The sequence below is a fragment of the Gimesia sp. genome, assembly GCF_048262075.1.
Lineage (GTDB): Bacteria > Planctomycetota > Planctomycetia > Planctomycetales > Planctomycetaceae > Gimesia.
Genome location: NZ_JBLXFK010000015.1, coordinates 137,872 through 149,624, shown reverse-complemented (window position 1 = coordinate 149,624; position 11,753 = coordinate 137,872). Strand labels below are relative to the sequence as shown.

At 50.2% G+C, this 11,753-nt stretch carries 7 protein-coding genes; 3 read left to right on the top strand and 4 right to left on the bottom strand.

Features of this window, described 5'->3' with window-relative positions:
• Nucleotides 1–8 precede the first annotated feature (8 nt).
• Nucleotides 9–1,955 (bottom strand): FG-GAP repeat domain-containing protein, encoded by a 1,947-nt coding sequence (locus tag ACN0YH_RS23675; protein WP_417382068.1) that lies wholly within the window; start codon nt 1,953–1,955, stop codon nt 9–11.
• 154 nt (nt 1,956–2,109) lie between these two features.
• On the opposite strand from ACN0YH_RS23675, the gene ACN0YH_RS23670 reads away from it, so the two are divergent.
• Nucleotides 2,110–3,669, top strand: a complete 1,560-nt coding sequence (locus ACN0YH_RS23670; protein WP_417382067.1) for a TrkH family potassium uptake protein — start codon at nt 2,110–2,112, stop codon at nt 3,667–3,669.
• Between the two features lie 62 nt (nt 3,670–3,731).
• Here the strand turns inward: ACN0YH_RS23670 and ACN0YH_RS23665 are convergent, their stop codons facing one another.
• Nucleotides 3,732–4,709 carry a ThuA domain-containing protein gene (locus ACN0YH_RS23665; protein WP_417382066.1) on the bottom strand — a complete coding sequence of 326 codons (978 nt, stop codon included), beginning with the start codon at nt 4,707–4,709 and terminating at the stop codon, nt 3,732–3,734.
• A 216-nt stretch (nt 4,710–4,925) separates the two neighbouring features.
• Here ACN0YH_RS23665 and ACN0YH_RS23660 point away from each other — a divergent pair, with 216 nt between their 5' ends.
• Complete coding sequence (locus tag ACN0YH_RS23660; RefSeq protein ID WP_417382065.1) at nt 4,926–6,140, top strand: SGNH/GDSL hydrolase family protein; 1,215 nt, start codon at nt 4,926–4,928, stop codon at nt 6,138–6,140.
• Between the two features lie 31 nt (nt 6,141–6,171).
• Here the strand turns inward: ACN0YH_RS23660 and ACN0YH_RS23655 are convergent, their stop codons facing one another.
• Both ACN0YH_RS23655 and ACN0YH_RS23650 read right to left on the bottom strand, forming a co-directional pair.
• On the bottom strand, nt 6,172–8,439 hold the full coding sequence (locus ACN0YH_RS23655; RefSeq protein WP_417382064.1) for a hypothetical protein: 2,268 nt from the start codon (nt 8,437–8,439) through the stop codon (nt 6,172–6,174).
• 429 nt (nt 8,440–8,868) lie between these two features.
• Nucleotides 8,869–9,759 carry a phosphoribosylaminoimidazolesuccinocarboxamide synthase gene (locus ACN0YH_RS23650; RefSeq protein WP_417382063.1) on the bottom strand — a complete coding sequence of 297 codons (891 nt, stop codon included), beginning with the start codon at nt 9,757–9,759 and terminating at the stop codon, nt 8,869–8,871.
• A 370-nt stretch (nt 9,760–10,129) separates the two neighbouring features.
• Between ACN0YH_RS23650 and ACN0YH_RS23645 the strand changes: the two genes are divergently transcribed.
• Nucleotides 10,130–11,635, top strand: coding sequence for an endo-1,4-beta-xylanase (locus tag ACN0YH_RS23645; protein WP_417382062.1), 1,506 nt, complete (start codon nt 10,130–10,132; stop codon nt 11,633–11,635).
• Nucleotides 11,636–11,753 lie beyond the last annotated feature (118 nt).

The window sequence follows — 11,753 nt, the reverse complement described above, 5'->3', positions numbered from 1 at the left end:
AAACAGAGTTACTTCTTTGAGCGAGGATTCTGCATCCAGTACAGGTAACCATCTTCGGCTCCGACAATCAGATCTCTTACTCCGTCCTGATCCCAATCGACTGTGCAGGGACTGCTGGTATGCCCGGCCAGTTTTCTTGAACTGAGTGGTCCCATTTTCTTAAGTACCGTTTTGCCCTCGACTGTTTTTTCATTGCGGTACAAGTCGGCGTTCATGCTGTTTACCAGTAAGTCAAGTCGACCATCACCGTCCCAGTCAACTACATGCAGTTTATAGCGTCCACTTCCACCGGCCCGTTTTGGATTGAGTTGAATTGGCTTGAGCGATTCATCAACAAAGATCCGCTTCCCGGGAAGTAACTTCAAATCCTTGCCTGCTCCCGTCCGTTCGAAAAATGACAGATAGCCTTCATGGTCCAGCATCACCAGATCCATCAGACCATCCTGGTTGTAGTCGACTGCGACAGGCGTGGTACGCCACTGCGTCACCAGTTGATTTCCCCGAGGATTCCACCAGTTCCATTCCGGCTTTGGGACTGCACCACTCCATTCGACCTGGATTGTCTGAGCTGGCGCCAGTTCCGGTTTGGTTCGAGTGCCGATATTCGGGTACCAGAGAATTTCTCCCCAGATCGAATTCACCAGTAAATCGGGCAAGCCATCCTGATTCCAGTCCGCGACGGTCTGGGTCGTGTATCCCCACTTCGCTTCACAGGGGCCCTGAATGGAACCATTGGGGCCCGCCTGTATCCGAATCGGCCGTCCTCCCGCCTGCAGATAAACGGGTGCCGCCAGTCTGGGTTTCTGAGGATCCCCATCCAGATTTTCAATCAGGCCAATATAGCCGGCTGTATTTCCGACAATCAGATCTTCATCCCCGTCCCCATCCCAGTCGTACGCATAGGGAGTCGCCAGTGCGCCAAACTTGACTCCGGCTGCCTTCTGTCGGAAATACCGGGGAGGCAGAAACTGGGGTAAGCCCCCCAGTAGTTCCCCCGTATTCTCCATGAAGGCCACGCGACCATCTTCATCACCAATTACCAGGTCCGTATCGCCATCCTGATCCCAGTCAATTGCTGAGGGGACAATCATCTGCAGATCCATCTGTAAAGGCTGACCATTATTATGCAATCGACGGCCAGCAACATAGTGAGGCTTCGTACGGGAACCGGTATTCTCAAAATAGGTCAGTTGATCCAGAAACTCACCACAGATCAGATCCAGATCGCCATCGTGGTCAAAGTCTGCAAAGTTGGGGGAAGGCCAGCCAAACACTTCCAGGGGTTGATCGCCGACCTTGATTTTTGCAGGCTTCTCATATTCCGGTTTTTGATCAGTCCCCGCGTTGTTCAAGACATATACGAATCCATGCAGCGGACCATTCGTCCATTGGCCTTCTGAATTGTAGGCATCATCCCAGCCATAATCTCCCCAGTCACCGACGGCTACCACCAGATCCTGATCGCCGTCGCCATCATAATCCACATAGTACCATTGGTTTGCACGTACTTTTTTTCCGTGTACATTGCGGTCGACGGGTAAATTGCTCAGCTTGTCAAATCCGTTCTTTTTGAAATCAACCACTTCGCGTCCTGATACCAGTACGCGGGGAACTCCATTCACATTGGACAGACAGGTATTATGATAGCCTTTTCCCAGACGGACCCCTGGCTCAAAGACCGGCATTTTTTCTTTACCGTTCGAACGATTCTCGAAGAAATAAGTACCGTTTGACGGTTTGTCGGGACAGGAGACCAGCAGGTCCAGATCCCCATCGCCATCAAAATCCATCGGAAGTGGCCACGCCCAGAGCCCGACCCCCAAGTCCACTTCAAGCCCCGGATGATGATAGGTGAGCTGTTCCAGTTCTTCCGCTTTCGTTGCGCTTGTAGCAGAATAAAACAGAATTGCTGAACAGAGACAGGCAAAGATACGAATACGAGGCTGAGCGGCCATAATGAATTTCCTAAATCGGAATGAGTAGTATCGTTCAAATTGTACTGACGTGCTATAATCCCACGACTTTTCGTGTAACTCTATTTAACTCGAATCTACTGGAAGAATCCAGTCGTTCAATCGATTCCGTACAAAATCAATAAGTTGATATATAATGAACTGGTTATTGTTATGTCGTCTACTGGGACTCGTGGGCATGCTGGTGGGCGCTTCAATGGTCTTCAGTCTCCCCTGGGCGTTTCCAGTTTTTGGTGAAGCAACTGAATTTGAATCTGCAGGATTCTGGGGGATTTGCGGGTCGATTGCCTGCAGTATGGGTTCCGGTTCCCTGCTCTACCTGATCGGTCGAAAAGAGCACGGCACAATCCTGCGAAAAGAAGCGCTGGCCATCGTAGGACTGAGCTGGATTTACTCCGGAATTCTGGGCTGTCTCCCCTTTCTATTTTCGGGTTCGATGGTAACACCAGATGTGCCCATGACCATTCCTGACGCACTCTTTGAATCGATCTCGGGATTTACAACAACAGGTGCTTCAGTGCTTCGTGAACTGGAAGACCCGGCGCTGGTGCCCCGCTCTGTGCTGTTCTGGCGCAGCTTCACTCACTGTCTGGGCGGAATGGGTATCATCGTGTTGTTTGTCGCCATTCTGAGTCATCTTGGCGCGGGTGGCAAAGCACTCATGAAACGGGAAGTACCTGGCCCGACCAGCGAGGCGGTCAGGCCGCGCGTGCGGGAATCGGCGATTGTGATGTGGGTCATCTATGTAGCCTTTACCCTGGTTCTGGCCTTGATCTTATGGCTGGAAGGGATGAGCGTATTCGATGCGTTCTGCCACAGCTTTGGTTCGATGGCGACCGGGGGGTTCAGTACGCACAATGCGAGTGTCGGTTACTTTAACAGTTCGCTTATTGAAATTACGATCGCTGTTTTTATGGTAGCTGCTGGCACTAACTTCTCGCTCTACTTCCTCTCTTTGAAAAACTTGCGTTCGCAAAATTACTCCTGGAAACAGTTTTTCTCACCACTGTTCAATGACATCGAATTCCGCACCTATCTTATCATTCTCGGTTCAGCCACGCTATTTCTTACCTACAATCTGATGAGCAATCAGATCTACAATAATCTTCCGGAAGCATTACGCTACGCTGGATTTCAGACGGTATCCATCATGACCACAACAGGATATGGAACCGGAGATTTTGATACCTGGAACGAATCATCTAAAATGCTGTTGCTGCTACTGATGTTTGTAGGTGGATGCGCTGGTTCAACCGCGGGGGGCATCAAAGTCATTCGATTCGTACTGTTTGCCAAGATCATCTGGCTGGAAATCGAAAAATCATTCCGGCCGAATGTGGTCCGTCCTGTCCGCGTTGGTTCAGCAAATATTGAACAGGGGGTCCGAAATGATGTTACCGTCTATTTCAGCCTGGTCCTGATTATCTTCATTTTCAGCAGCCTGTTACTGACGGCGATTGAACCGAATACCGAATGGCGCACGAATAAGCCCGAAAAACTGATTGACTGTACCAGCGCTGTCGTGGCCACTCTTAATAATATTGGTCCAGGCGTCGGAGAACTGGGACCTACCGAGAACTACGCCGACTTTACGCTCGCCGGGAAAGTCCTGCTGACGGTCTTAATGTTGCTGGGCCGACTGGAGCTGTTTGCGATCCTGGTGCTGTTCGTGCCCAGCTTCTGGAAAAACTACTGACGAAAAAAAAGCACAGCCTTACATCAGACTGTGCTTTTAAAAACAATTCAAACTTTAGCCGCTTAAAGTTTCTCCGGCTTTTGTCCGGTTTTGTATTTCTTCGGTCCTGTGCCGGAATTGTTAGGTTTGTACTCGCCAGCCAGGTCTGGTTTTGCCCCGTCAGCAGGAATTTCCCGTTCCCTTCCCAATGACCATAAGATTCCATTCAGAGCCAGCTTTCTGACATTGGGATCTTTAAAGTCAAATGGGTGTGCCGTCGTTGTGAAGAAGACGCGTCCTTTGGTTCCATCTTCGCCAGTGTAAGTTTTGGTCCAGGCTACCGGATTATCCAGAGGATACTTTTCCAGATTTCCTTTCATCTCATGCCCGGACTTGAGTGAGTGCCCGGTCAATAAAGGCTGACTGTCACCCGCCAGTTGATGCCCTTCACTTCCACCGTCAACATGATACAACCAGGAGTAAGCTTTGTAGGGTTCCACGCCACGCAGAATCGGGTGATCTTTAGCATCGTCATTTATGGTCACTGTGGTGAGGTGCTCATGCCCGTCGCCGAAGTGGCCGTGGTGCGTGATCCATTTCTGTCCGACCAGCTCTGCAATTTTTTTATCATTCCATTCTTTATAGGGACTTTTGGGATCCCGGAAGAGGAAAGCATGGGTAGCGGTACGAAAGCCAACGACCGGTTTTCCCGATTTGACGTACTTCAAAAAGTGCTGGAACTGTTCTGGGGGCAGATCTCGAAAGCGGGTAAACAGGACCATCAGATCAGCATCATCAAGGGCCTCCAGGCCACTGATCGACTTCTGATTTCCCGGCGAGATGTTCCCTTCTTCATCCAGGGAATAGCAGACCGTCACGTCAAAGCCATAATCACGTTTCAGAATTTTTGCCAGCATGGGCATGGATTCTTCTGAGCGATATTCATCGTCTCCCGTAACAAATACAATATGCGGTTTTTCAGCAGCCTGCGTTTCCACAGTGATTAAAGATCCCAGCAAAAAAGCGGAAAAACCAACCAAGAGAAAAGACAACGATTTCATGAATACTCCTGCCAACGCTGAGGGCTTCCTGTGTGCGAAGCAGAACAACCAGCTTCGTTTCTACTTCCATCGTAACGAACCCGGGTTACCGAAATCAATTGTTGAACAGGAGGACTCTTGACCTCGGCCCTCAGATTCTGCATGCTGGAATCTCGTATTGATCGTTCATTTTCCCGTTCATAACAGCCATCACTTGCTTTTTGAGTCTCAAATCATATGAAATTCCACGCGCCCAACACCCGACTGACTGCCCCTTTTATTTTACTGATCCTCTTTTTTTTCGACTCAATTTCAGTAGCGGCGCCTCCGCAGAATCTCCCTGAGGTTTCAGACAAGAATATTCACCTGCGGGGCAGCTATCTGAACAGTAAACATAAATTTGAATCGACCAAAGCCGGACACGTTGCTTTTCTCGGTGGTTCCATCACGGAAATGAATGGTTACCGCCCGATGGTGATGGAGTTTCTGGAAAAGACATTTCCGGAAACAACATTTCAATTTACCAACGCCGGCATCTCCTCAACCTGTTCCAATACGGGGGCCTTTCGCACTAGTCGTGATGTATTAAGCCAGGGTCCTGTAGATCTGTTCTTTGTGGAATTCGCTGTAAACGATGACCAGGATGCAGGCCATTCTGAGGCCGCTGCCATTCATGGCATGGAAGGCGTCATTGCCCAGGTTCGCCGCCATAACCCGAATGCCGATATCGTGATGGTCCACTTTGTGAATCCCTCGATGCTGGAGACAATTCAAAATAAGCAGAAGCCCCTTTCCAGTTCCAGCCACGAGCAGGTTGCCCGCCACTACCAGGTTTCCACCATCGACCTGGCCAGCGAAGTCGCACGATTGATTCAAGCGAAACAACTAACCTGGGAACAGTTCGGAGGCACCCACCCTGCTCCCTTCGGCAATGGCATCTGCGCAGCCATGATTGAGAAACTGCTGACGAACGCCTGGCAGAAATCCGGAGAACCGGTCAAGCACCCTGTTCCAGCGAAATCACTCGATCCTCACAGTTTTACCAAGGGACGCTTAATTGATATCAAAAATGCGAAACTCGAATCTGGGTGGACGATCTCTGTTCCAAAGTGGGATGACATTCCCGGCAGTAAGCGCAGCCGTTTCACCAGTATTCCCATGCTGACTGCAGATGCAGCGGGCGCGGAACTGGAACTTGATTTTGAAGGGACCGCTCTAGGCGTTTATATCGTCGCAGGCCCTGATGCGGGTATCCTGGAAGTCAGCATTGATGGCGGGCCGTTTCAATCCTACGATCTGTATCATCATTACAGCAAAGGCCTGCATTATCCACGCTCCGTGGTCTTCAACAGTGAGCTAAAACCAGGCAAACATCAGGCAAAGATTCGTGTCAGTGAGAAAACTTCCAGCAAGGGACACGCCGCGCGGATCATGTCGTTTGTGGGCAACTGAGCAGAATGTGGAAATTCAACCTGTTTGTTGGTTAAAAGAAATCGAGCCGGGCATCAAACAGCTTCTGGCGGTCGCCTCGATTTTTGAAATCATCCAGCATGGCTTTCATATCGGGTCGCAGAAAATCATTGAACTTCCTCTGGCCGTCAATGCGCACTTCCAGGCGTTTATCGAAATCGACCAGTTCTGGATTAAGCCAGAGCGTATTGATCTTCCCGCCTGAACTGACATAAATCACATTCCCTAACTTGATGCTGACCTTCAGGCTCACCGGGCGGGCACGGAGTCGCTGATTCCCGGTATAGGGAATGGGCCGCATGATTTGAGCCGGAAAGGCTTCTGTGCGTACCCAGTAAAACCGGTTATCAATCGGCCTCAAAATCTTTTCTTCAAGCTCTTTGGGATACTTCAGCCGTTTCTGCAGCTCCATCCAGTTAAACAAATTATGAATTTCTTCGTAGTAACTTTCGTAACCACGGCCTTTGTACTCGGCATAAATCACATCATAGCCATAACGCATCATACGGTTGACCACCAGAGAATTATGCTCCAGCGTATCCCGGTCCAGTTCGCCTCCCACAATATAGAATGGCAAATCTTTAGCGTTTTGCCAGTAGTGCAGATTGAAGGCACTTGTTTTCCCGGCGATGGGCATCACTCCGGCGAACAGGTCCGGGTGTGACATCCCGATATCAAAGGCGGCATCGGCTCCGGTGCCGTGTCCTGATAGAAACACACGATCCGAATCCACATTGAACCGCTTTCGCGCATCCCGAATCGATTCAATCACTGCATAATGCGCGGTGATATTGTCCTCATAATTCTTTTTATCTTTCTGCAGGTATTCCGGTGCAATCACAATATAACCACGCCGCTGTGACTGGCCGGGACCATTTTTATACTTTCCCCACCAGTTCAAGACCGAATTCGCGTCCAGCGAGGAAGGCCGCAACGCGACGATCATCGGGTATGTATGATGTGGGTCATACTCAATAGGTAACAAAACGGAATAGGACACGGGTACTTCCGCACCCGGATCTGTCACAGGGACTGTAAAAGAATCGGTAATATCCCGCACTGGTGCATCCAGAATGGGTGGCAGGAGTGGAATCATTTGCTTAACGACTGCCGCGGAAATGCCTTCCAACTTACTCAGGGTTTCAAGCATATTTTCACTCAGTTGCTCATTCTCGGTTCTCAGGTATTCCAGTACCTGAGCCCGGGCCGTCCACAGGTTCAACGCGGTATTCAGGTCGGTCACGACATTTGCTGCGCCAACGATCCAGCCTGAATAGGCCAGCGCCAGTTTTTCCCGCGCGGACAGTGAATCATCACTTTCCAGATTCAGGAACGCCCCCAGACGATCGATGGTTTCGAAACTGAGTTGCGACATTACTTCGCGACGGTAAGCCTGCAGGAGATTTCGTGTTGTGGGATCTTTAATCTCTGCTTCCAACTCTCCCAGTCGAATGCGTGCTTTGTCGATCTGCTCCTGCTGTTTGTGGTATTCATCCTGCACTTCGCGGATCTGACGGAGAATGGATTGCGCCACATTATTGGTAGGAAACTTCATGATGGCATTTTGCGCCAGACGATGTTGTCCCGCCTTGCGTCGCTGGTTCAGTTCATCCAGCAATTGCTGGCTTTGCAGTGTGCGTAACTCAGTGACATACGTCGCGATTTTATCTTTGTACTCGGGGAAATCGCGTTCAATCTCGTCAAATGCTTTACCGGCGGGCAGGTACAGACCGGCCTGAATATAGAACCGGGCGACAGCGATGCGCTCATTAGGGCTCAGGTGATCAATGGCTTCGTTCAGCATGTCTTTCAGGATTTCTTCCTTGATCGAAGTCGTACGCAGCCCCAGATTCCATTGCTGTTTGAGTCCCGTCAGCTTGAGGTGATGCGGTGTGATCTCGGTAACTCCCTGCAGTAAAGCCAGATTTCCTTTGCTCGTATTCAGGGTCACTGTCCGCCGACCGAATTTATCGAAGTCGGTGACATCAAGATAAGATCCGACGGTTTTCAGCATCTGATTCCGGCCGGTGACCTTCTGCGGCAGCTTGAAGGTTTCATACCTCGAGAGATCCTGATCGTTATTCATCCGTACCGTCGCGCGGCGGGGCACAAAATAACGAACCATTCCATCATCGACCAAAATGATCGGAAACGATTCCAGCTTGCGGGGAGGCAGGGTCACTTCGACATCACTGGCTTCAAGACGGGCTGCCAGTGTTTCTGTCAGCCCCAGAATCGGTACGACATCACCCCGGATAATCGTTCCATGCTCCAGCTCCACCTCTCCGGCTTGAGCACTCGGAAGCTGAAATAAATTCAATCCGAGAAGACAGAGAACCAGCGCAAACACAAAGCACGATGGAAAAAATGGACCAGGGCTGTGTTGAGAATCAGATATGAATTCAGGAAATAGTCGTACAGTCATACTGGTTTCATCGACAGACTGCCTGTCGGAATTTGAGAAATTAAATACCCCTGCTATTTACCTACGCTCCCTGAATCTATTCATTGGTAATCGTTCAGGATTAATTCCCTGATTTTAGCGATCCAATGCCAAAATACCGGTATAAACAGATAGTTGAGGCAATCTGTTCCGGCTGAAACGATATTCCGTTTCACCCCGATATAGAAATTCAACAGCATCCAGTATAATCTGCCGCGTACTCCATCGCCATATTTTCCTGAGAATCAGCAATTTTTCCGGCCCGACCTACCAGGTACATTCCTCGCCGGTCAGCATTTGAAATGCTTCAAAATATTTTTCGCGGGTTTTCATCACGATCTCATCGGGCAGTACAGGTGGGGTGCTGTTTTTGTCCCAGGTGGTGGTTTCCAGCCAGTCACGTACAAACTGTTTGTCCAGCGAAGGTTGAGCCCCCCCCGGCTGATACAGGTCCGCAGGCCAGAAGCGGGAACTGTCGGGAGTCAGAACTTCATCGATCAGAATCGGTTCTCCGTCCAGCAGTCCGAATTCGAACTTGGTATCTGCCAGAATAATCCCTTTCTGGCGCGCATATTCTGAACCCTGCTGATAAATCTGAATACTGAGTTCACGCAAGCGATCGGCCAGTTCACTGCCTATCGCATCACGCATAGTCTCGAATGATACATTTTCATCATGACCGGTCTCCGCTTTTGTGGCCGGCGTAAAGAGGGGCTCGGGCAACTGGTCACTCTGCTGCATTCCTGACTGCAGCTCGATTCCACAGACGGCTCCATTCGCCAGATAATCTTTCCAGCCGGAACCGGAGAGGTAACCGCGGACAACACATTCAAACGGAACCACTTCGGTTTTTCTGACAACCATACAGCGTCCGCGCAACGCTTCCAGATCAGCATCAGCGGGTAGTGATAAATCGGAAGGATTCATACTCAGCAGATGATTGGAAATTCCCGTAAAACGTTCAAACCAAAAGCGACTGATCTGCGTCAGGACCCGGCCTTTATCCGGAATTCCAGGAGCAAGAATCCAGTCAAAAGCACTGATGCGGTCCGTCGCCACAAATAGCAACCGATCACCAAAATCATAGACATCACGAACTTTTCCCCGTTTCACGGGGATGCCGGAAAGTGTGCTTTCAATAAAAGCTGCTGAAGCCATAGTTAGTGACCTACCTGGTTAAAATCTAATGAATTTGAACATCAGAAGTGTAGCGGGATCAAAGCTGCTAAACAATTCAGGGCAGATTATAACCCGTAAATCCCTTATAAAATGGGAGACCGTCAGGTTCACACCAGATCCAGCATCTCTCCTCATCATGTACATACATCCGACTCTACACTTGCCTCACGTCCCTCAAACGCAATAATGGAGATTAAGGCCCGATCTCTTGCGCGTCCGTCCCTTAAACCCATAACATCATTCATCCTGTGTGGTTCAATCCCAAAATCGCTCAGGAGACGCTACAATAAACCCGATGACAGACTTAACTCCTTCTTTCTAAATTCAGATTACGATTGCGACCCGTTACATGGGCAACCTGCGTTTTTTAATTGCACCCTCTCAAGTTCCTGAAGACTGGTCTGATCTTCACCGCGCTTATCTGAACGCTGTCGATGGTCGTGTGTTTCCTACCCGGGTTGAGGTAGACGGTAATGTCCTCACCTTCCGGAGGCAGACTTCGCAAAGCTGTAAACTCAACATTGTCTGGAATATTACCGACTTTGGTCGCCCCGTCGTCAGAACCGCGTCACTCCCCGAACGCGAAGAACCCTATGTCCTGATGCTTGAACTGGCGCGGGGAAAAATCTCGACGCTCAAAGACCAGCTCAGTGTCTGGCAGATTGCAGGTCTGAATATCCCGGCAGAGTTACTCAAGTTACACGATGACGCCTTTGCTGCCTTTGCCCAGGCTGCGGTGATTCAGGATAAACTTGAGGAGTGTTCCGAACTGGCGGGAGTCGCATTGCAAAAAGCACACGCCGCGGCTGAGATGCTGGTTCAGATTTATGCCCGTCAAAGACTGACCATTCTCCATCAGCGTTCACAGGCCATGAAATTACCGGTCTCGCTGGGATGCAACCTGGGAGAATTCATTCCCAATGCCAGCGAAGGCAAGCAGATCTGTCAGGCGTTCGACGCCGCAAATATTGATCTGGTCAACTGGAAACTGATCGAAAAACATGAGGGAGACCAGGACTGGGACCTGTGTGACCAGCAGGTAGAATGGTGCGAAAAAAAACATCTGCTGATCCGGGGAGGCTGCCTGCTGGATTTTGCAGCGCATGGCCTGCCTGACTGGCTGGAATCCTGGAAGCTCGACATGGTCAACTTCCAGAGTATTATCTCGCATTTTATTGAAACCGCCATTACGCGCTACACCGGCAGCATACGCACCTGGACGCTGGTTTCTGCGATGAATACAGGTGGTGTATTCGGTCTCAACGAAGAGACGCGTTTGACACTGACGGCCCGTGCCATCGAGATCGCCAAGCAGACTGACGACTCCATTCAATGCTACATTCGCGTCGAACAACCCTGGGGAGATTACCTTTCGAAGGGTCAGCATCAGTTATCCCCCATGCAGTTTGTCGATGCAATTGACCGCCTGGGTGTCGGCCTTTCCGGCATCGATCTTGAACTAAGGATCGGCTACTACCCTAACGGTTCCCACCATCATGATCTGCTGGATATCTCCAAGTTGATCGACAAGTGGAGCGTGTTAAACCTGCCACTGCACATTACACTCGCGTTTCCCAGTGATGATACAGTAGCGGACGAGAAAAGCCCGTCCATGTCCAAAGTGCAAGCCAGCCAGTGGAAATCGGACTGGAGCGAAGCGGCGCAAGCAGAATGGGTCGACCTCTACCTCCCGCTGCTACTGGCCAAACCTTCTGTCACTGGCGTATTCTGGTCCCGTTTTCGCGATCAGGATGCGCGACGCTTTCCGCATTCCGGTCTGATTAATTCCCAGGGACAGGCCAAACCTGCATTAAATACGATCACGAAATATCACAAACAGTACTGGCGTTCGTGACCTGGAACCACGGGTTTGGATTCGTGCGTCACGCTCAGTCGAAAAGCAGTCGCCAGCCTGTTAGAATATTCGTGCCTGAAGCACTGGCAGCGCAACGCCTGTGATGTAAACAGGCTTT

Excerpts from the sequence above, each read along its gene's own strand:
- ACN0YH_RS23675 (WP_417382068.1), bottom strand. The coding sequence starts at position 1,955 with ATGGCCGCTCAGCCTCGTATTCGTATCTTTGCCTGTCTCTGTTCAGCA.
- ACN0YH_RS23670 (WP_417382067.1), top strand. The coding sequence starts at position 2,110 with ATGAACTGGTTATTGTTATGTCGTCTACTGGGACTCGTGGGCATGCTG.
- ACN0YH_RS23665 (WP_417382066.1), bottom strand. The coding sequence starts at position 4,709 with ATGAAATCGTTGTCTTTTCTCTTGGTTGGTTTTTCCGCTTTTTTGCTG.
- ACN0YH_RS23660 (WP_417382065.1), top strand. The coding sequence starts at position 4,926 with ATGAAATTCCACGCGCCCAACACCCGACTGACTGCCCCTTTTATTTTA.
- ACN0YH_RS23650 (WP_417382063.1), bottom strand. The coding sequence starts at position 9,759 with ATGGCTTCAGCAGCTTTTATTGAAAGCACACTTTCCGGCATCCCCGTG.
- ACN0YH_RS23645 (WP_417382062.1), top strand. The coding sequence starts at position 10,130 with ATGGGCAACCTGCGTTTTTTAATTGCACCCTCTCAAGTTCCTGAAGAC.